The sequence below is a fragment of the Streptosporangium sp. NPDC049644 genome (assembly GCF_040675205.1).
Classification (GTDB): Bacteria; Actinomycetota; Actinomycetes; order Streptosporangiales; family Streptosporangiaceae; genus Streptosporangium; species Streptosporangium fukuiense.
The window spans coordinates 159,173-182,137 of record NZ_JBFAOJ010000003.1; the positions used below are offsets into that span (position 1 = coordinate 159,173).

Consider the following 22,965-nt stretch of genomic DNA (forward strand, 5'->3'; position numbering starts at 1 on the left):
TGCGACTCTGCGAAGTATGGGACGCGACGTACCTGCGATGGTGTTCAGTCGCGAGGACCGGCGGCGCTACCGGGACAAGGTCCGCCGGTGCCTTGACGTCCTCGCGCAGATGCTCCACGAGTCCAGGTTCGAGTTCGACCGGCCCAGGGCCGGGCTGGAGATCGAGCTGAACCTCGTGGACGACCGTGGCGAGGCCGCCATGAAGAACGCCGAGGTGCTGGAGGCCATCGCCCAACCCGACTGGGCCACCGAGCTCGGTCAGTTCAACGTGGAGATCAACGTCCTGCCCGAGTCCCTGGAGCAGGAGGGCGCGGTCCGGCTGGAGAAGGTGATCAGGGACCGCCTCAACCACGCCGAGGCACGGGCCCGCACCGTCGGCGGGCACATGATGATGGTCGGCATCCTGCCCACGCTGCGGGAGAGCGACGTCCACGAGGGCACCCTGTCGGCCAACCCCCGCTACAAACTGCTCAACGAGCAGATCTTCGCGGCCAGGGGCGAGGACATGCACCTGTCGATCGAGGGGGAGGAGCGCCTGGAGACCTACGCCGACAGCATCACCCCCGAGGCCGCCTGCACGAGCCTTCAGCTCCATCTCCAGGTCAGCCCGGAGACGTTCGCCGCCAACTGGAACGCCGCCCAGGCCGTCGCGGGCCCGCAGGTGGCCGTGGCGGCCAACTCGCCGTTCCTATTCGGCCGCAGGCTCTGGCAGGAGACCAGGATCCCGCTGTTCGAGCAGGCCACCGACACCCGCCCGGTGGAGCTGCAGGTCCAGGGGGTGCGGCCCAGGGTGTGGTTCGGCGAGCGGTGGATCACCTCGGTCTTCGATCTCTTCGAGGAGAACGCCCGCTACTTCCCCGCGCTGCTGCCCCTGTGCGACGAGGCCGACCCGCGCGAGGAGCTGACGCGCGGGATCACTCCCCAGCTCGGCGAGCTGACCCTGCACAACGGCACCGTCTATCGGTGGAACCGGCCGGTCTACGCGGTGGTGGACGGCATCCCGCACCTGCGGGTGGAGAACCGGGTGCTGCCCGCGGGCCCCTCGGTGGCCGACATCGTCGCCAACGCGGTGTTCTACTACGGGCTGATGGGCGTCCTCCCCTACGCCGAACGCCCGGTGTGGACGCGCATGTCGTTCGCCACGGCCAGGGACAACCTGCACGCCGCCGCCCGGCACGGCCTGGACGCCAGGCTCTTCTGGCCGGGACTCGGCGAGGTGACCGCCTCGGAGCTGATCCTGCGCCGCCTGCTGCCGCTCGCCCACGAGGGGCTCGACCTGTGGGGCGTGGCCCCCGCCGTCAGGGACCGGCTGCTGGGGATCGTCGAGCGGCGCTGTCTGACGGGCAGGACCGGGGCGAGCTGGCAGATCGACGCGGTGAACGCGCTCGGCGACCTCGAAAGACACGAGGCGCTGCGCCGGATGACCCTGCGCTACATGGCGAACATGCACACCAACGAGCCGGTCCACGGCTGGCCGACCCTCTGACCGCACCGGCCCCAGGGCGTGGCGAACCCGGTCCGTCGAGATGAGTAGGCGTGAATCCGCCGAGAGGTTGATGTCCCGACGCCGCGATCCACCTAGTCTGAGGGCGAGCCACCAGGGGGTGATGACATGCGGGCAATGGTCGAGGAGATCGGCTGGGCCGCGCGAGGTGCCTGCCGCACCAGCGATCCCGAGTTGTTCTTTCCGCTGACCCAGTCGGCCGAGCAGGAGGCGCGGGCGAAGGCGGTCTGCAGGCGGTGCCCGGTCCTCAAGGAGTGCCGGGCGTACGCGGTCCGGGCGGCCGAGCCCGAGGGGATCTGGGGCGGCCTGACCGTGAAGGAACGCCGCGGCCTGCGCTTCCCGGTCGGCTGGCGCCAGGCCGCCACGGATCCGGCCTCGGTCGCGTAGCCTCGAACCGGATTCGAACGGGATCTCCGCGGGCTCGGGCGGAAGGCCGCCCCCGGCACGCGGGGGTGTGGAACCGAGATCCGAGGGGGCGCAGGGGTGGAGCGGGAGCCGACGCGGGACACCGGTGCCGGGCTTCCCCCGGGGGTGTCGGCGGGGGCGGTGGCGGTGCTGGTGGGGGCCAACGTGCTCAACAACCGCCTGGCGCCGAGGCTGGCACCGCTGACCTCGGCCGCGGCCACCGGCGCGCTGCTCGTGCTGGCCCGCCGCGCCGGGATCTCCTGGTCCGAGCTGGGGTTCCACCGGCGCTCGCGGGGCCTGCGGATCGGTGGCGCGCTCGCCGCCGCCGTGGCGGGGGCCTACGCCGCGGGCGTGGCGGTCCCGGCCACCCGTCGCTTCTTCCGCGACGAGCGCGCCCTGTCGCTCTCCCGCGCCCGCGCGCTGGAGGAGGCGCTGATCCAGGTGCCGGTCGGCACCGTACTGCTGGAGGAGGTCGGCTTCCGCGGGGTGGTGCACGCCATCGTGGCCCGTTCCCACGGCCACGGTGCGGCGACCGCCGTCTCCTCAATCCTTTTCGGCCTCTGGCACGTCCTCCCCGCCGTGGACATGGCGGCCGCCAACCCCGCCCTGAGCCGGCTGGCCTCCGGAGAGGCTCCCGGCCGTGGCTCCGGCGCGCGCGGCCGGCGGCCGGCGCGCGTCGTGGCCGGTTCCGTGGTCGCGACGGGCCTCGCCGGGGCGCTCTTCACCGAGCTGCGCAGGCGGGGCGGCCTGGCCGCGCCCGCGATGTTCCACGTCGCGACCAACTCCCTGGGCTACCTGTTCGCCCGCCTGGCCCCGCCGGACCCAGCGTCCCGGGAGGTTCCCGCCCCGAACCGCTGACCCGCCCCCACCTCCTCCGCTCGCCCGGTCGCCAGGACGGCTCACGGATGCGCGCCGGGCGGCGGCCGGTGGGTGCCGAAGCGGCCGCGGGCGGCGAGTTCGATCGTGACGACCACGGCCACCGCCTCCGCGGCCAGCAGCGCGACCAGCACGACGAGCTGTACCACTCCGGCCTGGAGCGGTTCGGCCCCGCCCAGCAGCATCCCGACGAAGGCGCCGGGCAGCGTGACCAGGCCCACGGTCCTCGTCTGGTCCAGCGCGGGCACCAGGGCCTGCGCCGCGGGCGGCCGGCAGATCTCCAGTGCCGCGTCCCGGTCCGAGAAGCCCAGGGCGAGCGCCGCCTCCACCTCGCCCCGCCGGTGGGCGAGCTCGTCCAGGGCCCGCCGTCCCGCGAGCGCCGTGGCCGTCAGGCACCCGCCGAGCAGGATGCCCGCGATCGGGATCAGCGTGATGCACTGCGGCGGGACGACGCCGCCGCCGAACAGCAGCGCCAGCACCGGCAGGGCCCCGGCCGCGATGGGCACCGCGGCCCACCAGGCGGCGCGGCCCGAGGTGATCCTGCGTCCCGCGGTCAGGCTCGCCACCCCGTACATGACCAGCACGAAGAGCGCCACCGCGGACGCCCGCTGGACCGCCCACACGATGACCAGCGAGACCGCGACGAGCTGGACGGCGGCGCGCAGGCAGGCCGTGAGCACCCCGGACGCGTGCCCGAGACGGCCGGACCAGGCGACGGCGGCGGCCCCGACGGCCAGCAGGACGATGACGGCGGCGGTGGCGAACGACAGGTCGACGGTGTTCAAGGGGCGCGGGGTCCCGGTGGTCTCGGGGAGGTCAGGCGGTGGGGACCCGCTGGAAGGACTCGACGTAGCGGCCCTCGCCGAAGCCCGCCTCGACGGCCCGCTGGGAGAAGCGGTCCCGCAGGAAGCCCTCGAAGTCCTCCAGGTGGCCGACCTGGCTGACGTGGGCGCGCAGCGCGGCCAGCTTGCGGTCGAAGGTGTCGGTGATGTCCACGTGGTGGTCGGTCGCCGGGCCGCCGTTCAACCAGACCTCACGGACGGTCCACGCCTCAAGGCCCTCGTCGAGCAGCAGCGAGGGGAAGGCGTAGGGATTGCGCGCGTCGGGGTAGACGGCGTCGAGGGCGCAGCCGCCGACCGCGCGGTGGTCGGGGTGGCTGGGGGCGATGAACCGGTGGTTGCGCTCGGGGCTGTGGGTGATCACCAGGTCGGGCTTGACCTGGCGGATGACCCGGGTGATGTCACGCCGCAACTCCAGGCTCTGCACCACCGTCCCGTCGTGGTAGCCGAGGTAGCGCACATCGGTCACGCCGACGGCCTTGGCGGCGCCTGACTGCTCGGCGCGGCGGAGCTCGGCCATGCCGCCGTTGTCCAGCTCGCGGTCGAAGCCGCCCGCGTCGCCGTCGGTGACCACGCAGTACGTCACCTCGACGCCCCGGTCGGTGAACAGCGCGATCGAGCCCGCGGCGGCGAAGTCGACGTCGTCGGGGTGCGCGGTGACCGCGAGTACGCGGCTGATCTCGTCTTCGGACAGCATGGGGACGCCCTTCCGTCTTTTCCGCGTACGGTCGATCGTGACAACCGCGGCGGGGTCCGCCCACATTCCTTTACGACCGTTGGACCCGGTTGTCGGCCGGTCGTTCTAACCTAGGGGACGTGTCGATCCCAGCCTCCTCTCCGACCCACCCGTTGCTCGACGGGCTCAACCCTCAGCAGCGCGAGGCCGTCGTGCACCACGGCAGCCCCCTGCTCATCGTCGCGGGCGCGGGTTCCGGCAAGACCCGGGTGCTGACCCACCGCATCGCCTATCTGCTGGGCGAGCGGGGTGTGCAGCCGCAGGAGATCCTGGCGATCACCTTCACCAACAAGGCCGCGCGGGAGATGAAGGACCGGGTCGACAGGCTCATCGGCCCGCGTTCGGCGGCGATGTGGGTGATGACCTTCCACAGCGCCTGCGTGCGGATCCTGCGCCGCGAGGCCAAGCGACTGGGCTTCCCCTCGGGCTTCTCCATCTACGACCAGGCCGACTCGCAACGCCTGATGGCGATGGTCTGCCGCGAGATGGACCTCGATCCCAAGCGTTACCCGCCGAGGTCCTTCTCCGCCCAGGTCAGCAACTTCAAGAACGAGCTGATCGACTACGAGACGGCGGCCGCCCAGGCATCCACCCACCTGGAGCGCAAGCTCGCCGAGGCGTACCGCAACTACCAGCAGAAGCTCACCGAGGCCGGAGCGATGGACTTCGACGACCTCATCATGCTGACGGTGACGCTGTTCCAGATCTTCCCCGAGGTGGCCGAGCACTACCGGCTCCGCTGGCGCCACATCATGGTCGACGAGTACCAGGACACCAACCACGCGCAGTACACCCTGATCCGCGAGCTCGCGGGCCGTCCCGAGCTGCGCACCGCCGACGGGGACCTGGTCAGGGAGGGTGGTGTCGCCCCGGCCGAGCTGTGCGTGGTGGGTGACGCCGACCAGTCGATCTACGCCTTCCGCGGCGCGACGATCCGCAACATCCTGGAGTTCGAACGCGACTACCCGGAGGCCAGGACGATCCTGCTGGAGCAGAACTACCGCTCCACCCAGACGATCCTGTCCGCCGCCAACGCGGTGATCTCGCGCAACGAGAGCCGCAAACCCAAGAACCTCTGGTCCGACCAGGGGGCCGGGGCGAAGATCATCGGCTATGTCGCCGACAACGAGCACGACGAGGCGATGTTCGTCGCCCAGGAGGTCGACAGGCTCACCGACCACGAGGACGTGGTGCCCGGCCAGGTCGCCGTGTTCTACCGGACCAACGCCGCCTCCCGGGTGTTCGAGGAGATCTTCATCAGGACCGGCCTGCCGTACAAGGTGGTGGGCGGGGTGCGCTTCTACGAGCGCAAGGAGGTCCGCGACCTGCTGGCCTACCTGCGCTTCCTGTCCAACCCGAACGACGTGGTGTCGCTGCGCCGCATCCTCAACGTGCCCAAGCGCGGCATCGGCGAGCGGGCCGAGGCGATGGTCGAGGCGTTCGCGGGCAGGGAGCGGATCCCCTACTGGGAGGCGCTCCGCCGGGCGGACGACGCGCCGGGCATGGCCACCCGCTCGCTCAAGGCCATCGCCGAGTTCGTCGCCCTGATGGACGAGCTGATGGTGAAGGCCGACGACCTGTCGCCCTCACAGCTGGCCCAGGAGGTGCTGGCGAGCACCGGATACCGTCTGGAGCTCACCGCCTCCAACGACCCGCAGGACGAGAGCCGCCTGGAGAACCTGGACGAGATGATCTCGGTCGCCTCCGAGTTCGAGGAGGCCAACCCCGAGGGCACGCTGGTGGAGTTCCTGGAGCAGATCTCCCTGGTCGCCGATGCCGACCAGATCCCGGCGGCCGACGGGGGCCAGGGGGTGGTGACGCTGATGACGCTGCACACCGCCAAGGGGCTTGAGTTCCCGGTGGTGTTCCTCACCGGAATGGAGGACGGGGTCTTCCCGCACATGCGCTCGCTCGGCGAGCCGAAGGAGCTGGAGGAGGAGCGCCGCCTGGCCTACGTCGGCATCACCCGTGCCGAGCAGCGCCTCTACGTCTCCCGGGCCGCCGTCCGCAGCTCCTGGGGTTCGCCCGCGTTCAATCCGGCCTCCCGGTTCGTCGCGGAGATCCCGGCCGATCTGGTCGAGTGGCGCGGCAACCCGGAGAAGAGCGCCTGGAGCGCCGCCGCCCGCCGCGACTCCCGCCCCGCCCCGGTCAGGAAGTCCGAGGGCAGGCAGATCCCCAACCTGGCCCCCGGCGACCGGGTCACCCACGACAAGTTCGGCCTGGGCACCGTGGTGTCCGTGGACGGCGTCGCGGAGAAGACCAAGGCCAAGATCGACTTCGGCGGCGGAGTGGGGGAGAAGGTCCTGCTGCTGGCGTACGCGAAACAACTGGAGAAACTCTGAGGTCTCCGGGGCCGGTTCCACCGGTTCCGGGCTCGTGGTAAGGGCCCGCCGTGCCCTTACCACGATCCGATCTTCGGATCAGTTCGTGAGGAGCTCCCTGATGGGGTCCTCGGGCTGGTCGGCGCCGACGGTGAGCTCGTCGAAGTCGGCCACCTGGTCGGCGGGCGGCGCCTTGACGGTGACCTTGGTGCCCCAGCCGGTGTAGCGGGTGTCGTTGACGTAGGTCAGCTCGGTGCTGTTAAGGCCCCGGGTGGACTCGGTGTACGACGACACGACCCGGCGGACCAGCTGGTCGGAGCCGATGTAGATCTTCCAGGTCACCGGGAGGGTGGCGGACCTGCCGGTGGGCTTCGCGCCCAGCATCGCGCGTACCGAGGGGGAGACCTTGAAGAGCTCGCCCAGTGTGATCGTGCCCGAGTGGACGGTGGTCCGGGTGCCGTCCCAGGTCCCGCCGGGGCGCCTGGCGCCGGTGTGGGCCAGGGTCGCCTTCAGCGTTCCCGGCTCGACGGTGCTGATGATCTGCTGGACGGCGCTGACCAGTGAAAGGGAGTCGCCGCGGACCCGCAGCCACTTCTTACCCTCGGGCATGGAGTCGGCGAACATGCCGCCCGAGGTGTAGGAGACGCCCTTCAGCGAGATCGTCCGCGACGGGGTGAACAGGCCCTTGAACTCGCCGTCCTGGGTGGGCAGGTTGAACTTGGTGGTCAGATCCGAGGCGACCAGACCAGGCCTGCCGAACTCCAGCACGCCGTTGCGCCTGGTGAAGATCGCCCGCTGTTCCTTGCCCGCACCGACGATCTTCGTGTTCTCGGTGAGCTTCACGCCCCGGTGGGTTCTGAACTGGCGCTTCAGCGCCGAGACCGGGTCGGTCTTCGCGGCCTGAGCGGTCTTCGCGGTCTGGGCGCTCGCCGGGGCGGCGGTCACCAGCGCGGGAACCATCAGGGCCGCCACGGTGGCGCCGGTCAGGGCGGCGATCGTTCGCCTCATAGGGGTCCTCCCGTAGGTGTCCTCGCGTCGTCGCGGAGGGGGAAGAAGATTCTTCCCTATATGCCGAAATATCGGATCAAGAATCACCGAAGGTGCTGGGCGCCGGCAGAGGCCCGCAGCACGCCGCGCCCGGCGAGCCAAGCTCGCCGGGCGCGGGGACGATCAACGGGGGATGATCAGCTGGCACCCAGCAGGGGGATGGGAGCGTCGGTGTCCACACCCTTGTCCAGTTCGTTCGGCTTGGCGATCTGGTCGGCGGGCGGCGCCTTGACCGTGACCTTGGAACCCCAGCCGGTGTAGCGGGTCTCGACGGTCACGTTCATGCCGTTCGCACCCAGGGCGCTCCCGGGATAGGTGGTGCTCAGGCTTCTCGCGAGCTGGTCGGAACCGAGGGTCAGCTTCCACTGCACCACGGTCTTGGCCTGCTTGGCGTTCGGGGGAATGAAGAGGCCGGCCCGGAACCACGGCGAGACCTTGTAGAGCTCACCGAAAGTGATCTTTCCCGCGTAGGCGGTCGGGCGCTTGACCGTGGCGTGTGAGAGCAGGGCCTTGAGCGTCGCGGGCTCCGCCGGGTTGACGAGCTGGGTCACCCGGCCGTTGTTGCCCAGGACGCCCGGCATCTTCAGCCACTTCTTGTCCTCGGGCAGGAATTGGCCGAAGATGCCGCCGGAGACATAGGAGGTGTTCTTGATGCGAATCACCCGCTCCGGCTTGGCCAAGCCGGCCAGCACCTTGGCGTCCTCCTCGCTCAGATCCTCCGAGACCGCCGCGATGTCACTCGCCTTGATGCGCAGCTTGGTGGTCTGGTCGGACGCGCTGATTCCGGAGGCGCCGAACTGTAGTACCCCCTCGCGCTGGGCCATGACCATTCTGGTGTACGAATTGCTCAGCTTCGTGGTGTCCACATAGCTGACGCCACGGCCGTTTTTGAACTGGCCCTTCAGCGCGCTGATCGGATCGGCGGCCTGCGCGTGTGCGGTCGATGCGAGCGCCGGAACGCTCAGCACGGCCGTCGCGGCGCACGCCAGGCCGGCGATGTATCGCTTCAAAGGAAAATCCTCCTGACTGCTCCCTCGGCCCCGTTGGGGAGGGATCGACCCACTCTCGCGGAGCAAGATCACGAAAGGGTAGCGCACCTGGAGGATTACCTTGAATTAAACGTGCACATTTCGTGCAGGGATGCTTTCACGGACTGCCGGGAGGAGGCTGTCGTCCGCCATGTCGCGGCAGATCTTGTGTCTCCGGCTAATCACGGACCGTTAGATTTGTTTTTCATGGGATGCCGCAGGAGCCCGCCGCATTCGCGAATTCCAAATGTGTTCGCCCGGATGTCGCCTCCGGAGCCCGTACCGGAAAGGCGGTGAAAACCCCGCGGCACATCGAGGCTTTCACCCCCTGCGAGAGTCCGCCCGATGGGTACTCGGGCGGGAGGACGGCAGGTTAGCCGATCGGCAGGACCGTCGGTTCGGGGAAGTCGGCGCCGACCCGGCCGGCGTCGGCGGTGTCCTCGGGAGGCGGCGGAACGAGGGTGACGGACGAGCCCCAGCCGGTGTAGCGGGTGTCCACGACCGTGGTCGTGTACTTGCCGGGACCGCCGCTGAGCGGCTGCCGCCAGGTGGTGCTCAGCCTGCGGACCAGGTTCGAGCGGTCCAGCCAGAGCCTGAAGCCGACCGGGATCCTGGCGCTCCTGCCCTTGGGCGGCCCGGCCAGCCTGTCGCGGAGCGAGGGGGAGACCTTGTAGAGCGTGCGCAGCGTCACGGCGCCTTGCAGGAACGTGCCCGAACGCAGCTTCTTGCGCACGGCGGTGTGGGACAGCAGCGTGCCCAGGGTGGCGGGTTCGAAGATGTTGACGATCTGCGGCAGGGCGGCGGTCTGCTTGATGTTCGCCGGGCCGATCAGCCCGAGCCAGGTCTTCCCCTCGGGCAGCCACGTCTCGTAGCCGGGCCCGGAGAGGTACGCCTCGTTCGGGAAACAGATCACCCGGGTCGAGCCGAGCCGCTGGCCGAGCTGCCACTCCAGCTCCTTCACGACCCCTCTGCCCAGCTCGGTCCGTCCCACGGTGTCCGTGCCGTACACCCCGGCCTCGTCGAACTCCACCCGGCCCTTGCGCCAGATGGTGACCACCGCCTTGCCGCCCCGATAGACGCGCCCGACGTCGGAGATCCGCAGCCCCGTGTGCTCGCCGAACTGCTGCCTCAGCCTCGTCACCGGAGACGGCGGCGGTGCCGCTTCCGCGACCCCGGCACTCGCCGTTCCCGCCTCCGCTGCCGACATGGGCAGCACCGAACCGGCCAGTACGACCGCGAGCAGAGTGACCCACCGTCTCATCGGATTCCTCCCCAGGAGTCAAGATCCGCCAAGCTAGCCAACCCCCGGCCCGCGGGCTATGGCGCGCACCAACAACTCGCGCCCACGGATTGTGCGAGTTTGAGCCGTACGACAGGCGGGACCGCTCGCCGAGGGAGCGAAATGCGGAATGACGGGAAGGCTCCGGCTTACCCTGTGGACAGCTCCCACGTCGCGAGGAGAGCGCGGAGGAGGAGATCTGGATGGACGCCGTGCCGAGGATCCGCGTCGTCATCGCCAAGCCGGGGCTGGACGGCCACGACAGAGGGGTGAAGATCGTGGCGAGGGCGCTTCGGGACGCCGGGATGGAGGTCGTCTACACGGGCCTGCACCAGACTCCGGAGCAGGTGGTGCGCACCGCGATCCAGGAGGACGCCGCGGCGATCGGGCTGTCCATCCTGTCCGGCGCGCACATGACGCTCTTCGCCAGGGTGCTGGAGCTGCTGAGGGAGAACGACGCGAGCGACATCGTGGTGTTCGGCGGCGGGATCATCCCCGAGGCCGACATACCCGCGCTCCAGGAGATGGGCGTCGCGCGGATCTTCACCCCGGGCGCCACCACCCAGGAGATCGTCGGCTGGGTGCGGAGCGCGATCCCCTCGCCCGTCTGACGAGATCCGACGAGTTCCGACGAGGTTCGGGGCGCCCCGCGCCCCCTCTCGCCGGTGGCTCTTTCCGCGGACGGCCAGGTCACACCGGTCCGGTGACGGCGACGCGAACAACATTCGGGACGCGCGATCTGGGACCCGGTTACCTGGCCATGCCATAAGGCGGGCTACGCTTCATTGGCGCAAAACCGCCGCGCTCCCCCTTCGATCGTGGAGCCGGCCCACTCAGATCTATACACCAGCCGGACAAGCAAGGACGGACCCTCGTGGACCTGTTCGAACATCAGGCGAAGGAGCTCTTCGCGGAGTACGGCATCCCGGTGCCGCGCGGTATCGTCGCGCACACCGTGGAGGAGGCACGGGCGGCAGCCGAGCAGCTGACCGGCCGTGTCGTCGTCAAGGCCCAGGTCAAGACCGGTGGCCGCGGCAAGGCCGGCGGCGTGAAGGTGGCGGACGACGCCGCCGACGCCGCAAGCAAGGCCACCGACATCCTCGGCATGGACATCAAGGGCCACACGGTCCACAAGGTCCTGGTCGAGGAGGCCAGCGCGATCGCGGAGGAGTACTACTTCTCCTTCCTGCTCGACCGCGCGAACCGCACGTTCCTCGCCATCTGCTCCGCCGCGGGCGGCATGGAGATCGAAGAGGTCGCGCACACCAACCCCGAGAAGGTGGCGCAGGTTCCGATCTCCCCCCTGGACGGCGTCGACCGGGCCAAGGCCCGCGAGATCGCCCAGGCCGGCGGCCTGCCGGAGGCGTCGCTCGACGGCGCCGCCGACCTCATCGAGAAGCTCTGGTGCGCCTTCGTCGACGAGGACGCCTCGCTCGTCGAGGTCAACCCGATGATCCTGTCCGCGGACGGTCAGGTGAAGGCCCTCGACGGCAAGGTCACCCTCGACGACAACGCGTCCTTCCGTCAGCAGGACCACGCGGCCCTTGAGGACAAGGCCGCCGAGGACCCGCTGGAGGCCGCGGCCAAGGCCAAGGACCTCAACTACGTCAAGCTCGACGGCTCCGTCGGCATCATCGGCAACGGTGCGGGTCTGGTCATGTCGACCCTGGACGTCGTCGCCTACGCCGGCGAGGCCTTCCCCGGCAGGCCCAAGCCCGCCAACTTCCTCGACATCGGCGGCGGTGCCTCGGCCGAGGTGATGGCGGCCGGCCTGGAGATCATCATCTCCGACCCCGCGGTGAAGTCGATCTTCGTCAACGTCTTCGGCGGCATCACCGCCTGTGACGCGGTCGCCAACGGCATCGTCGCGGCCTTCCAGCTGCTGGAGTCCCGCGGCGAGGCCGTGAGCCGCCCGCTGGTCGTCCGGCTGGACGGCAACAACGCCGAACTCGGGCGTCAGATTCTCTCCGACGCCAAGTTGTCCGGCGTCGAACTGGTGGACACCATGGACGATGCGGCCAAGCGCGCCGCCGAACTCGCCGCGGTAGGTGCGTAATGGCCATCTGGCTGACCGAGAACAGCAAGATCATCGTTCAGGGCATGACCGGTGGTGAGGGCACCAAGCACACCCGCCGCATGCTCGCCTCCGGTGCCGCCGTCGTCGGCGGTGTCAACGCCCGCAAGGCCGGCACCGTCCACGAGGGCCTGCCCGTCTTCGGCACCGTCGCCGAGGCCATGAAGGAGACCGGCGCCGACGTGTCGGTCGTCTTCGTGCCCCCGGCGTTCACCAAGGACGCCGTCAAGGAGGCCATCGACGCCGAGATCCCGCTCTGCGTGGTCATCACCGAGGGTGTCCCGATCCACGACACCACCGAGTTCTGGGCCTACGCGGTCGCCAGGGGCGGCAAGACCCGCATCATCGGGCCGAACTGCCCCGGCATCGCCTCGCCCGGCGCCTCCAACGCGGGCATCATCCCGGCCGACATCACCAGCGCCGGTCGCATCGGCCTGGTCTCGAAGTCGGGCACGCTGACCTACCAGCTCATGTACGAGCTGCGTGACATCGGCTTCTCCAGCGCGGTGGGCATCGGCGGCGACCCGGTCATCGGCACCACGCACATCGACGCGCTGCAGGCGTTCCAGGACGACCCGGGCACCGACGCGATCGTGATGATCGGCGAGATCGGCGGCGACGCCGAGGAGCGCGCGGCCGCCTACATCGAGCAGCACGTCACCAAGCCGGTCGTCGCCTACGTGGCGGGCTTCACCGCTCCCGAGGGCAAGACCATGGGTCACGCGGGCGCGATCGTGTCCGGCTCGGCCGGTACCGCCCAGGCCAAGAAGGACGCTCTGGAGAAGGTCGGCGTCCGCGTCGGCAAGACCCCGAGCGAGACCGCCCGCCTGATGCGCGAGGTCATCCAGTCCCTCTAGCGGGGCTCCGGGACGCGGGTCCCGGATGAGCGAACGCGGCACGGTGCCGCGCGATCCGGCGGCGCCCCCGTCGCCTCGCGCGGGTTCCGCCGCACCGAGTGCGACCGAGGGCGCCCGGCATCCCGCCGGGCGCCCTTCGCCGTCCCGGACGTCACCGATGTCCGGTCTCCCGTACCGGTGACCGCCGGGATGGCACGGGGAGGACCGTGCGCGACGCGCGGGGTGTCCCGGACCGGTCTCGCCGGGATACCACAGGCCGCTTCTGTCACGCCGTCCGCGACACGCGGGGCGCGGAAGTCTCTTCCGCACCGAAGATCCTGAGACCATCGACTACTGTGACGGCCCTCTTCGATCAGCTCCGGACGGCTCCCCGAAACGTCCTCAGCCGTATCCCCCTGCCCGGCCTCACGGGTGACGACGACGACGTCCGCCGGCCGCTTCCCGTCTCCGGGATGCTCGCGGCCGCCTGGACGCTCGGCGTGGGGCTGGCGGTGCTCACCACGCTCACCCTGGTCGGCTGGATCGCCGCACCGCGCGGCGCGCTCGGTTCCGGTCTGCCCGCGGTGTTCCGTACCGCCTCGCAGCTCTGGCTGGCCGCGCACCACGCGGGCTTCGCGATCCCCGGCGGCTCGGTGGGCCTGCTCCCGCTCGGACTGACGGTCCTGCCCGCCTTCCTGCTGTACCGCGCCGGGATGTGGATGGCCAGGGACGCGGACCTGCGGCTCCGGCTGCCCGCCCGGCTGCCCAAGAACACCCCCAAGGAGGTGTCCAACGCCCGCCGCAGGGCACAGCTGATCCTGATCGCCCAGGCGGGCATCTCGCTGGCGGCGCCGTACGCGCTGCTGGCCGGGATCATCGCGCTGGTCGCCAGGAACGAGATCACCCAGCCCTTCCTCGGCGAGGTGCTGGTCAGCCACCTGGTGCTGGCCTTCATCGCGGGCTCCGTGGCCGTCGCCAGGACGATCGGGCCCTGGCGATCGATGCTGCGCCTGCTGCCCGAGCGGCTGCGCTCGGTGGTGGTCGGCACGTCCGCCGCGCTGATGATCATGCTTGTGGCGGGCGCCATCATGGTGCTCGGGGCCGTCGCGGTCAACTTCGGGCAGGTCGGGGAGCTGTCCGGGATCCTTTCCCCGGGGTTCGTCGGCGGACTGCTGCTCCTGCTGATCCAGGGGCTCTACCTGCTCAACGCCGTCATCTGGGGCATGGCCTACATCGCGGGCCCCGGTTTCGCGGTCGGCACCGGCACGCTGGTCGCGCCGACGGGCGTGCAACTGGGCACGGTGCCGAGCCTGCCGATCCTGGGCGCGCTGCCGGAGGCGGGCCCGACCCCCGCCTGGGTGATGGTCGTGATCGCGGTGCCCTTCCTGGCCGGCGCGGTGGCGGGCGTCCTGGTCGTCCGGATCTCGCCCTCCCCTTCGTACGAGGGAGCACCGCTGTGGGGGTTCGCCTGCGGGCTGGCGACCGGGGCGGTGGCGGGCCTGCTGGCGGCGCTCTCCGGTGGCCCGCTCGGTGGCGCGAGGCTGTCCGCGGTGGGACCGGAGGGGTGGGAGGTGATGCTCTCGGTGACGCTGGAGGTGGGGGTCGCGGCGGGGATCGCCGCCGGGCTGGCCAACTGGTGGCTGATCTTCCGGGGGCACAACGCGGCGGTCACCAAGGCGGCGGCCAGGGTCGGCACGGCCACCGCGCCGGTCCGCAAGGCCGGAGTCAGGATCGCCAAGGCCGCCGGCTCGGTGGCCAGCAAGGTCGGTTTCGCGGAGTCGGAGGAGCTCCGCAAGCTCCCCGGTCACTGGCTGGACGCCACGGAGTGCGACACCCAGCCGATCCCGGTCATCAGGGACGACTGGGAGGACGAGCACGCCTCGGCCGCCGCGGAGAGCCCGCCGAAGGCCCACCGCCCCGAGCCGCCGCGCCCGCCCCGGCGTGACATCGTCGACGAGACCGACGACAAGGGCGGCCATGTGATCTACGTCGACCCCTACGCCTGGGACCGCGACTGAGCGCCGTCGCGGATCACGCGCCCGGCCGCCTCGTCCCGGACGTCTCGCTCAGGCGGCCCGCTCAGGGAGGGAAGGGAAACTGCAGCTGGCCGGGCTGGACGAAGGGCATCTTCTTCTCCATGGCCCGCTCAAGCCGCTCCACGCACTCGTTCTGCGCCGAGACGGTGCCCGCTCCCTTGCCGCACTCGGTGTAGGCGGCCAGTTCGTCGCCGAAGTAGAACTGCATCGCGGTCACCCCGGTCGACACCAGCAGCGCCCCGGCGGAGAGCACGATGCCCGCCACGGCGGTGCCGACGGGTTTGGGAACGGAACGCAGCGCGGGGATCGCACGGATTGAGGTGACAAGAGCGAAAATCGCCATGACGACTCCCGCGAGGGGGAGCACCAACGTCATCACCACCGCGGTGACCGCGAGCCACAGGGCCCTTCGACCGGCGCTCTCGGTGGGCCGTACCTGGACCGGCAGTGTCACCTGACCTCCTTGCATCGTTCGTGCGGACAGGCCGATACCCTTGCAGCGGCGTGAGTCCCCGTCCGAATGGAGTGCGTCGGTGTCATCCCAGGCCGTTCGGCTTGTGGTCCTCGTGTCCGGTTCTGGAACCAACCTACAGGCCCTTCTGGACGCTGTGGCAGACGAGACCTACGGCGCCAGCGTGGTGGCCGTGGGTGCCGATCGCGACGGTGTCGAGGGGCTGGCCCGCGCGCGGCGCGCGGGGGTGCCGACCTTCGTGGAGCGGGTGGCCGACCACCCCACCCGCGAGGACTGGGATCGGGCACTCGCCGCCCACATCGCGGCGTACCGACCGGACCTCGTGGTCTGCGCGGGGTTCATGAGGATTCTCGGCAAGCCGACACTGGAGGCCTTCCCGGTCCTCAACACCCATCCCGCGCTGCTGCCCTCCTTCCCGGGCGCGCACGGTGTGCGCGACGCGCTCTCGTACGGCGTGCGCGTCACCGGCTGCACCGTGATGCTCGCCGACGCGGGCGTCGACACCGGGCCGATCATCGCCCAGGAGGCCGTGCCCGTGCTGGACGACGACGACGAGGCGGCACTGCACGAGCGCATCAAGTCCGTCGAGCGTCATCTGCTCGTCGACACCGTCGGCCGGATGGCCCGCGAGGGCTGGACCGTCACCGGCAGGACTGTTCGATTCGGACGACCCGGTGGATGAGCCGGGCGCCCCGGAGAAACCGGAACCAACCAGGAGGAGCACGAAGTGACCCGCATCGCCATCCGGCGCGCGTTGATCGCGGTGTATGACAAGAGCGGGCTGGAGGAGTTGGCCCGTGGCCTCGACGCCGCGGGTGTGGAGATCGTCTCCACCGGGGGCACCGCCGCGAGGATCACCTCTTTCGGCGTCCCCGTCACTCCCGTCGAGTCGCTGACCGGTTTCCCCGAGTGCCTCGACGGCCGGGTCAAGACGCTGCACCCGCGCGTGCACGCCGGCCTGCTGGCCGACGGCGGCAACCCCTCCCACGTCAAGCAGCTCGAAGAGCTGGAGATCGAGCCGTTCGAGCTGGTGGTGGTCAACCTCTACCCGTTCCAGGAGACCGTGGCCTCCGGCGCCTCCGACGCCGAGTGCGTGGAGCAGATCGACATCGGCGGTCCCGCGATGATCCGGGCCGGGGCCAAGAACCACGGCACCGCCGCGGTCGTGGTCGACCCGGCCTCCTACGGTGACGTGCTCGCCGCGGTCGCCGCGGGCGGCTTCACCCTCACCGAGCGCCGCCGTCTGGCCGCTGCCGCGTACGCGCACACCGCCTCCTACGACACCGCGGTGGCCACCTGGTTCGCGGACGTCTACGCGGCCGAGGACGGCGTGTGGCCGGGTTACCTGGGCGCGGCCTGGGAGCTCAAGTCGCCGCTGCGCTACGGCGAGAACCCGCACCAGGGCGCGGCCCTGTACTCCAGCCGGAAAGCCGGCCTGGCGGACGCCGAGCAGCTGCACGGCAAGGAGATGTCCTACAACAACTACCTGGACGCCGACGCCGCCTGGCGGGCGGCGTGGGACTTCGACGGGCCCGCCGTGGCGATCATCAAGCACCAGAACCCGTGCGGCGTCGCGGTCGGCGCCGACGTCGCCGAGGCGCACCGCAAGGCACACGCCTGCGACCCCGTCTCGGCGTACGGCGGCGTGATCGCGGTCAACGCGGAGGTGACCGAGGAGCTGGCCCGCCAGATCGCCGAGGTGTTCACCGAGGTCGTGGTGGCCCCCTCCTACACGGCCGAGGCGCTGGCGCGGCTCACCGGGAAGAAGAACATCCGGCTGCTGGCCTGCCCGCGGGGGCCGTCCAACCCGCTGGAGTTCCGCCGGATCGACGGCGGCCTGCTGGTGCAGAACGCCGACCGGGTCGACGCCCCGGGCGACGACCCGTCCACCTGGGAACTGAAGGCGGGGCCCGCCGCCTCCGACGAGGTCCTCGCGGACCTGGCCTTCGCCTGGAGGGCGTGCCGCTCGGTGAAGTCCAACGCGATCCTGCTGGCCGCGGACGGTGCGAGCGTGGGCGTCGGCATGGGCCAGGTCAACCGGGTCGACTCGGCGCGGCTCGCGGTCTCCCGGGCGGGCGAGCGCGTCCAGGGGGCCGTGGCGGCCTCCGACGCGTTCTTCCCCTTCGCCGACGGCCTGCAGATCCTCATCGACGCGGGAGTGAAGGCGGTCGTGGAGCCGGGCGGCTCGATCAGGGACGAGGAGGTCGTCGCCGCGGCCGAGGCGGCGGGAGTGACCCTCTACTTCACCGGCACCCGTCACTTCTTCCACTGATCTCCGCTCCCGGGCACGGCTGCCGCACCTGTGCGGCAGCCGTGCCCGGGAGATAAGAGAGTGGCCAATTAGACAGAATTACTTGGGCGAAAAAGGTTTGGCCTGCGGTTAGTCTGAAGCATCCCTTTTCGTTCCTGCCGCGGAGACCCCTCATGCCACTGCTCGACCACGCCCTGCACGCCTTCGTGATCATGCAGGGTTTCTGGGGCAGCCCACTGATGATGATCATAATCGCGCTCGGCGCGGCCTATCTCGGCGGGCGAGTCGTGGAGTGGATCCCCTTCACCCGCAGGATCATCGAGCGGAGGGAAGCGGAGCGCGGTTCGTCCTCGTGAGAGGCTTAGCGGTATGAGTGCGCGGATTCTCGACGGCAAGGCCACAGCGGCAAAGATCAAGGCAGACCTCGCGGCGCGGGTGGCCGCGCTGAAGGAGCAGGGCATCGTCCCCGGGCTCGGCACGGTTCTGGTGGGAGATGACCCGGGCAGCCAGATCTACGTGGCGGGCAAGCACCGCGACTGCGCGGAGGTCGGCATCTCCTCCCTCCGCAGGGACCTGCCGGAGAACGCCGGCCAGGCCGAGGTCGAGGCGGTCGTCGACGAGCTCAACGCCTCCGAGGAGTGCACCGGCTACATCGTCCAGCTCCCGCTGCCCCGTCACCTCGACACGCAGGCGCTGATCGAGCGGATGGACCCGGCGAAGGACGCCGACGGCCTCCACCCGGCCAACCTGGGCCGTCTGGTCCACATGGTCGACGCACCGCTGCCCTGCACGCCGTACGGCATCGTCGTGCTCCTGCAGGAGTACGGGGTGCCGCTCAAGGGGGCGGAGGTCGTCGTGGTCGGCCGCGGTATCACCGTGGGCCGCTCGCTCGGCCTGTTGCTGACCCGCCGCTCGGAGAACGCCACGGTCACCCTCTGCCACACCGGCACCCAGGACCTCGCGGCCCACACCAGGCGCGCCGACATCGTCGTCGCCGCGGCCGGGGTGCCGCATCTGATCACCGCGGACATGGTGAAGCCGGGCGCCGCCGTGCTGGACGTCGGCGTCTCCCGGGTCGACGGGAAGATCGCCGGTGACGTCGCCCCCGGCGTCGAGGAGGTCGCGGGCTTCCTCACCCCCAACCCCGGCGGTGTGGGCCCGATGACCCGGGCCATGCTGCTCACCAACGTGGTCGAGGCCGCGGAGAGGCGCGCCCGCGAGCGGGGCTGACCCCGCAGGCGATCTCACGAGGCCGATCTCACGAGGCCGATCTCACGAGGTCGGCCTCGCGGGACAGGCCCCACCGAGCAGGCCTGCCTGAGCAGGCCCCACCGAGAGCACCTCACCGGGCAGGCCGATCTCCCCGGGCGGCCGGTCCCGGGGTGGGACCGGTTACCGGGTGGTGCCGGTCTGCCGGGCGGCCCGGCTACGACGCCCTGCGGTTCGCGGCGGTGGCCGCCGTCTGGGACTCCGGGGCGCCGGTCGCGCGCTGCGAGGGCACCACGGGAGTGGGCCTCACCAGCCCCAGGGCGACGACCTCGTTCGCCAGCCTGGTGCGCCGGTTGGTCCCCTCGGGGATCCGGAACTTCTGGTAGAGACGCAGGAGGTGCTGCTTGACGGCCGCCTCCGTCACCACCAGGTCGTCGGCGATCTCCCTGGCCGTGGCCGGTGCGACGAACGCCTCGTCCGACAGCGCCGGACGGCAGAGCGACGTTAGGACGTCCACCTCCCGCCTGGTCAGCTCCGGTGCCGCGGCGCGGCGGAGCTCGACCTCCGGGGCGAAGTCCTCGCGAGGCACTCCGCCGATCCTGCCTCGTGCCGCGCCGAAGGACACCACGTCGCCGTCGTCAAGCACCCTCCGGGCGATCGGCCGGCCGTTGACCCGAGTGCCGTTGCGGGACAGGCCCAGATCAACGACATACAGGTAGGGTCCGCGCCGGACGAATTCCGCGTGCAGCCGGGACACACTCGGATCGGTCAGCCGGATGTCCACTCCACGGCCACGTCCGATCGTCGTGATCTCGGGGCGCAACGGGACCACCTCGCCGGTGTCCTCGATGCGTATGAACGGCCCCTCCACGGCAGTTCCTCCCCAGGTAGCCCGCCGTAACTATTCCTACAGCTCCGGCTTACCCAAACGAGGTGATGGGGAATCGCCTTTGCCAGAAGGAGAATCATTCCTGAAATTGGCCTGGACCTCTCGGGAGGGTTTCCGCTGCTCACAGGTAGACTTCGGGCACAGATAAGCGGAGGAAACACTCATGGCGGACAAGCCCACCAAAGGTCTCGCCGATGTCGTAGCCGCGTCCACAGCGCTCAGCGACATCGACGGTCAGGCCGGTCGCCTCTTCTATCGTGGCTACGACATCCACGATCTGGCCGGCCGCACCACCTTCGAAGAGACCGCGCACCTGCTGCAGTACGGCACGCTTCCCACCCGGGAACAGCTCTCGGCGTACGGGGAGGAGCTGGTTCGAGGGCGTAAGCTCGGCACGCTCGTCGAGGCCAACATCTCGGAGATCGCGGAGAGACAGGCCCCGATGGAGGCGCTGCGCACGCTGGTCTCGCTGGCCGGAGGCGATGATCCGGACAAGGACTCCAACGCCCCCGAGGCCAACCTGCGCAAGGCCGCCAGGCTGACCGCGCAGCAGCCGCTCCTCGTCGCCCGCTACCACGCGGCCAGGACCGGTGCGGTCATCCCCGCCCCGGACCCCTCCCTGAGCGTGGCGGCGAACTTCCTCCTCCAGATCACCGGCCGTACCCCCGGTGAGCGCGAGGTCGAGATCTTCGACACCTGCCTGGTCCTGCACGCCGACCACACGATGAACGCCTCCACGTTCGCCGCCCGGGTCTGCGCCGCGACCCTGTCCGACATGCACTCGGCCATCGTGGCGGCCATCGGCACCCTCAAGGGCCCCCTGCACGGCGGCGCCAACGAGCAGGTCATGCGCACCCTGGAGTCGCTCGACGCGGGCGCCGTCGCCCGGTCGGTACGCGACAGGCTCGCCGCGGGCGAGAAGATCATGGGCTTCGGGCACCGGGTCTACAAGACCGAGGACCCGCGCGCCACGCACCTGCGCCAGATGTCGCGGGAGCTCGGCGAGGCGTCCGGCGACGACACGTACTACCGGATGTCGAAGGAGATGGAGGAGGTCGTCTTCGAGACCAAGGGCCTCTATCCGAACGTCGACTTCTACGCGGCGACGGTCTACCACTACCTCGGCATCCCGACGGACCTGTTCACCCCGGTCTTCTCGGTCAGCCGCATGTCAGGATGGACCGCACACGTCATCGAGCAGCACGCCGACAACCGGCTGATCCGCCCGGACAGCGAGTACATCGGCGAGCGGGACCAGAAGTGGAAGCCGATCGCCGAGCGATGAGTCGGAATCAGAGGCGAGAGCGGAGGGTGGGTCGATGAACGCGCGAGCGGTGAACGCGAGCGAGGAACGTTGGGGACCGTATCCGCTGGTGGTGGCCGGTGCGGCCGCCGCGATGGTCTTCGCGGTGCTGCTGGACATGCCCGAGTGGGGCGGTTTCGCCCTCGGTGCCGTCATGACGCTGGGGGCACTGGCCCGGCTGGCCGGGGGTGGGCGGCTCGCCGTACGCCGCAAGGCCACGGACGCCCTCACCCTCGCCGTTCTCGGAATCGCCCTGATGGCGGGCGGGCTGATCCTCGAATTCCCGGCTCTCATGCCGATGCGATAGGTCGGACGAGCGGGTACGCCGCAGGGCGGTTGACCCGGTCCGATAGCCTCAACGGCCAGTGAGCCTCAAAAAGGACTGTCTGGCCAATTTAGTTCAGAAGGGGAACCACACGCATGCCCAAGATCAAGGTAGAGGGCCCCGTCGTCGAGCTTGACGGCGACGAGATGACCCGGATCATCTGGCAGTTCATCAAGGACCAGCTGATCCTTCCCTACCTCGACGTCGACCTGAAGTACTACGACCTCGGGATCGAGCACCGCGACGCCACCGACGACCAGGTGACGATCGACGCCGCCAACGCGATCAAGCAGTACGGAGTCGGCGTCAAGTGCGCCACGATCACTCCTGACGAGGCTCGGGTCGAGGAGTTCGGCCTCAAGAAGATGTGGAAGTCCCCGAACGGGACCATCCGTAACATCCTCGGCGGAGTCATCTTCCGCGAGCCGATCATCATGTCCAACGTGCCGAGGCTCGTCCCCGGCTGGACCAAGCCGATCATCATCGGCCGTCACGCGTTCGGCGACCAGTACCGCGCCACCGACCTGAAGATCCCCGGCGAGGGCACCCTGACCCTCACCTACACGCCCAAGGACGGCTCGGAGCCGATCGAGCTCGACGTCTACGACTTCCCCGGCCCCGGCATCGCGATGGCGATGTACAACCTGGACGACTCGATCCGCGACTTCGCCCGCGCCTCCATGCGCTACGGCCTGTCGCGCGGCTACCCGGTCTACCTCTCCACGAAGAACACGATCCTGAAGGCCTACGACGGCCGGTTCAAGGACATCTTCGCCGAGGTCTTCGAGACCGAGTTCAAGGCCGACTTCGAAGCCGCGGGCATCACCTACGAGCACCGCCTGATCGACGACATGGTCGCGGCGGCGCTCAAGTGGGAGGGCGGCTACGTCTGGGCGGCCAAGAACTACGACGGCGACGTCCAGTCCGACACCGTCGCCCAGGGCTTCGGCTCCCTCGGCCTGATGACCTCGGTCCTGCTCACCCCCGACGGCCGGACCGTCGAGGCCGAGGCCGCCCACGGCACGGTGACCCGTCACTACCGTGAGCACCAGAAGGGCAACCCCACCTCCACGAACCCGATCGCCTCGATCTTCGCGTGGACCCGGGGCCTCCAGCACCGCGGCAAGCTCGACAACACCCCCGCGGTGATCGACTTCGCGGACAAGCTGGAGCAGGTCTGCGTCGAGACCGTCGAAGGCGGCCAGATGACCAAGGACCTCGCCCTGCTGGTCGGTGGCGACGCCAAGTGGCTGACCACCCAGGACTTCCTGGCGGCGCTGGACGAGAACCTGAAGAAGAAGATGGTCTGACCGGCGTCAGGCCGACCCCCGACCGCGAGGAAAGGGCCGCCCCCACGGCGGCCCTTTCCTGGTCGCAGGGGGTCACCAGGCCGCCCTGTCCCCAGGACGGGGCGGCCTTTTCCGTATTTTCCCACTTGTCGCGGAGCCGCCGTGTCCCGGGGCCTTTCCCGTTGCCGCGGGGGTCACGAGGCTGCCGCGCCCCCGGGGCGGGGTGACCTTTCCCGTGCCTGCCGC

Annotated in this window: 22 protein-coding genes; 15 read left to right on the forward strand and 7 right to left on the reverse strand. The window is 70.1% G+C overall.

Annotation, left to right across the window (positions count from 1 at the left end; all coding sequences use genetic code 11):
• The first annotated feature begins 16 nt into the window (after positions 1-16).
• From AB0J58_RS02775 to AB0J58_RS02785, 3 genes are all read left to right on the forward strand, one after another.
• A complete protein-coding gene (locus AB0J58_RS02775) occupies positions 17-1,486 on the forward strand; it encodes a glutamate--cysteine ligase (protein ID WP_343968091.1) in 1,470 nt (489 codons plus the stop codon).
• A 126-nt stretch (positions 1,487-1,612) separates the two neighbouring features.
• Complete coding sequence (locus AB0J58_RS02780; RefSeq protein ID WP_364209306.1) at positions 1,613-1,891, forward strand: WhiB family transcriptional regulator; 279 nt, start codon at positions 1,613-1,615, stop codon at positions 1,889-1,891.
• 96 nt (positions 1,892-1,987) lie between these two features.
• Entirely contained in the window at positions 1,988-2,767 is a 780-nt protein-coding gene (locus tag AB0J58_RS02785) for a CPBP family intramembrane glutamic endopeptidase (RefSeq protein WP_364209309.1), read from the forward strand.
• Positions 2,768-2,808: 41 nt separating this feature from the next.
• Here AB0J58_RS02785 and AB0J58_RS02790 read toward each other — a convergent pair whose 3' ends face one another.
• Together AB0J58_RS02790 and AB0J58_RS02795 are read right to left on the reverse strand one after the other, a co-directional pair.
• The gene (locus AB0J58_RS02790) at positions 2,809-3,570 is read right to left on the reverse strand and encodes an ABC transporter permease (protein WP_364209312.1); all 762 of its coding nucleotides are present in this window, start codon (positions 3,568-3,570) and stop codon (positions 2,809-2,811) included.
• 31 nt (positions 3,571-3,601) lie between these two features.
• The gene (locus tag AB0J58_RS02795) at positions 3,602-4,321 is read right to left on the reverse strand and encodes a PIG-L deacetylase family protein (RefSeq protein WP_364209315.1); all 720 of its coding nucleotides are present in this window, start codon (positions 4,319-4,321) and stop codon (positions 3,602-3,604) included.
• A 125-nt stretch (positions 4,322-4,446) separates the two neighbouring features.
• Between AB0J58_RS02795 and pcrA the strand changes: the two genes are divergently transcribed.
• Entirely contained in the window at positions 4,447-6,702 is a 2,256-nt protein-coding gene (gene pcrA / locus AB0J58_RS02800; protein ID WP_364209403.1) for a DNA helicase PcrA, read from the forward strand.
• A 78-nt stretch (positions 6,703-6,780) separates the two neighbouring features.
• Here the strand turns inward: pcrA and AB0J58_RS02805 are convergent, their stop codons facing one another.
• From AB0J58_RS02805 to AB0J58_RS02815, 3 genes are all read right to left on the reverse strand, one after another.
• Positions 6,781-7,689 carry a hypothetical protein gene (locus AB0J58_RS02805; RefSeq protein ID WP_364209318.1) on the reverse strand — a complete coding sequence of 303 codons (909 nt, stop codon included), beginning with the start codon at positions 7,687-7,689 and terminating at the stop codon, positions 6,781-6,783.
• Positions 7,690-7,865: 176 nt separating this feature from the next.
• Positions 7,866-8,738 (reverse strand): hypothetical protein, encoded by an 873-nt coding sequence (locus AB0J58_RS02810; RefSeq protein WP_364209321.1) that lies wholly within the window; start codon positions 8,736-8,738, stop codon positions 7,866-7,868.
• A gap of 391 nt (positions 8,739-9,129) precedes the next feature.
• On the reverse strand, positions 9,130-10,017 hold the full coding sequence (locus AB0J58_RS02815; RefSeq protein ID WP_364209324.1) for a hypothetical protein: 888 nt from the start codon (positions 10,015-10,017) through the stop codon (positions 9,130-9,132).
• Between the two features lie 221 nt (positions 10,018-10,238).
• On the opposite strand from AB0J58_RS02815, the gene AB0J58_RS02820 reads away from it, so the two are divergent.
• The 4 genes from AB0J58_RS02820 to AB0J58_RS02835 all read left to right on the forward strand — a co-directional run bounded on the left by AB0J58_RS02820 (position 10,239) and on the right by AB0J58_RS02835 (position 14,963).
• Positions 10,239-10,646: a cobalamin B12-binding domain-containing protein gene (locus AB0J58_RS02820; RefSeq protein ID WP_343968069.1), complete on the forward strand. Its 408-nt coding sequence runs from the start codon at positions 10,239-10,241 to the stop codon at positions 10,644-10,646.
• A 263-nt stretch (positions 10,647-10,909) separates the two neighbouring features.
• Positions 10,910-12,091 (forward strand): ADP-forming succinate--CoA ligase subunit beta, encoded by a 1,182-nt coding sequence (gene sucC / locus AB0J58_RS02825; protein ID WP_364209327.1) that lies wholly within the window; start codon positions 10,910-10,912, stop codon positions 12,089-12,091.
• The gene (gene sucD, locus AB0J58_RS02830; RefSeq protein ID WP_364209330.1) at positions 12,091-12,966 is read left to right on the forward strand and encodes a succinate--CoA ligase subunit alpha; all 876 of its coding nucleotides are present in this window, start codon (positions 12,091-12,093) and stop codon (positions 12,964-12,966) included. The genes sucC and sucD overlap by 1 nt, the downstream gene beginning before the upstream one ends.
• 335 nt (positions 12,967-13,301) lie before the next feature.
• The gene (locus AB0J58_RS02835) at positions 13,302-14,963 is read left to right on the forward strand and encodes a DUF6350 family protein (protein ID WP_364209333.1); all 1,662 of its coding nucleotides are present in this window, start codon (positions 13,302-13,304) and stop codon (positions 14,961-14,963) included.
• A gap of 61 nt (positions 14,964-15,024) precedes the next feature.
• Here the strand turns inward: AB0J58_RS02835 and AB0J58_RS02840 are convergent, their stop codons facing one another.
• Complete coding sequence (locus tag AB0J58_RS02840; RefSeq protein ID WP_364209336.1) at positions 15,025-15,435, reverse strand: hypothetical protein; 411 nt, start codon at positions 15,433-15,435, stop codon at positions 15,025-15,027.
• Positions 15,436-15,514: 79 nt separating this feature from the next.
• Between AB0J58_RS02840 and purN the strand changes: the two genes are divergently transcribed.
• The 4 genes from purN to AB0J58_RS02860 all read left to right on the forward strand — a co-directional run bounded on the left by purN (position 15,515) and on the right by AB0J58_RS02860 (position 18,934).
• Positions 15,515-16,135, forward strand: coding sequence for a phosphoribosylglycinamide formyltransferase (gene purN, locus AB0J58_RS02845; RefSeq protein ID WP_343968059.1), 621 nt, complete (start codon positions 15,515-15,517; stop codon positions 16,133-16,135).
• A gap of 45 nt (positions 16,136-16,180) precedes the next feature.
• On the forward strand, positions 16,181-17,725 hold the full coding sequence (gene purH / locus AB0J58_RS02850) for a bifunctional phosphoribosylaminoimidazolecarboxamide formyltransferase/IMP cyclohydrolase (RefSeq protein WP_364209339.1): 1,545 nt from the start codon (positions 16,181-16,183) through the stop codon (positions 17,723-17,725).
• A gap of 152 nt (positions 17,726-17,877) precedes the next feature.
• Positions 17,878-18,060, forward strand: a complete 183-nt coding sequence (locus tag AB0J58_RS02855; protein WP_030912572.1) for a hypothetical protein — start codon at positions 17,878-17,880, stop codon at positions 18,058-18,060.
• 13 nt (positions 18,061-18,073) lie between these two features.
• Complete coding sequence (locus AB0J58_RS02860; RefSeq protein WP_364209342.1) at positions 18,074-18,934, forward strand: bifunctional methylenetetrahydrofolate dehydrogenase/methenyltetrahydrofolate cyclohydrolase; 861 nt, start codon at positions 18,074-18,076, stop codon at positions 18,932-18,934.
• 196 nt (positions 18,935-19,130) lie between these two features.
• Here AB0J58_RS02860 and AB0J58_RS02865 read toward each other — a convergent pair whose 3' ends face one another.
• Positions 19,131-19,784, reverse strand: coding sequence for an FHA domain-containing protein (locus AB0J58_RS02865; protein WP_343968052.1), 654 nt, complete (start codon positions 19,782-19,784; stop codon positions 19,131-19,133).
• Positions 19,785-19,965: 181 nt separating this feature from the next.
• Here AB0J58_RS02865 and AB0J58_RS02870 point away from each other — a divergent pair, with 181 nt between their 5' ends.
• The 3 genes from AB0J58_RS02870 (at position 19,966) to AB0J58_RS02880 (ending at position 22,740) form a co-directional block, all read left to right on the forward strand.
• Positions 19,966-21,087: a citrate/2-methylcitrate synthase gene (locus AB0J58_RS02870; protein WP_364209345.1), complete on the forward strand. Its 1,122-nt coding sequence runs from the start codon at positions 19,966-19,968 to the stop codon at positions 21,085-21,087.
• 34 nt (positions 21,088-21,121) lie between these two features.
• A complete protein-coding gene (locus AB0J58_RS02875) occupies positions 21,122-21,412 on the forward strand; it encodes a DUF3017 domain-containing protein (protein WP_326635795.1) in 291 nt (96 codons plus the stop codon).
• A 113-nt stretch (positions 21,413-21,525) separates the two neighbouring features.
• Positions 21,526-22,740, forward strand: a complete 1,215-nt coding sequence (locus AB0J58_RS02880) for an NADP-dependent isocitrate dehydrogenase (RefSeq protein ID WP_343968045.1) — start codon at positions 21,526-21,528, stop codon at positions 22,738-22,740.
• Positions 22,741-22,965: the final 225 nt, after the last annotated feature.

Coding starts and splice junctions, on each gene's coding strand:
- AB0J58_RS02780 (WP_364209306.1), top strand. CDS start 1,613: ATGCGGGCAATGGTCGAGGAGATCGGCTGGGCCGCGCGAGGTGCCTGC.
- AB0J58_RS02815 (WP_364209324.1), bottom strand. CDS start 10,017: ATGAGACGGTGGGTCACTCTGCTCGCGGTCGTACTGGCCGGTTCGGTG.
- AB0J58_RS02880 (WP_343968045.1), top strand. CDS start 21,526: ATGCCCAAGATCAAGGTAGAGGGCCCCGTCGTCGAGCTTGACGGCGAC.
- AB0J58_RS02795 (WP_364209315.1), bottom strand. CDS start 4,321: ATGCTGTCCGAAGACGAGATCAGCCGCGTACTCGCGGTCACCGCGCAC.
- AB0J58_RS02855 (WP_030912572.1), top strand. CDS start 17,878: ATGCCACTGCTCGACCACGCCCTGCACGCCTTCGTGATCATGCAGGGT.
- AB0J58_RS02820 (WP_343968069.1), top strand. CDS start 10,239: ATGGACGCCGTGCCGAGGATCCGCGTCGTCATCGCCAAGCCGGGGCTG.
- AB0J58_RS02870 (WP_364209345.1), top strand. CDS start 19,966: ATGGCGGACAAGCCCACCAAAGGTCTCGCCGATGTCGTAGCCGCGTCC.
- sucD (WP_364209330.1), top strand. CDS start 12,091: ATGGCCATCTGGCTGACCGAGAACAGCAAGATCATCGTTCAGGGCATG.
- AB0J58_RS02775 (WP_343968091.1), top strand. CDS start 17: ATGGGACGCGACGTACCTGCGATGGTGTTCAGTCGCGAGGACCGGCGG.
- AB0J58_RS02860 (WP_364209342.1), top strand. CDS start 18,074: ATGAGTGCGCGGATTCTCGACGGCAAGGCCACAGCGGCAAAGATCAAG.
- AB0J58_RS02805 (WP_364209318.1), bottom strand. CDS start 7,689: ATGAGGCGAACGATCGCCGCCCTGACCGGCGCCACCGTGGCGGCCCTG.
- AB0J58_RS02875 (WP_326635795.1), top strand. CDS start 21,122: ATGAACGCGCGAGCGGTGAACGCGAGCGAGGAACGTTGGGGACCGTAT.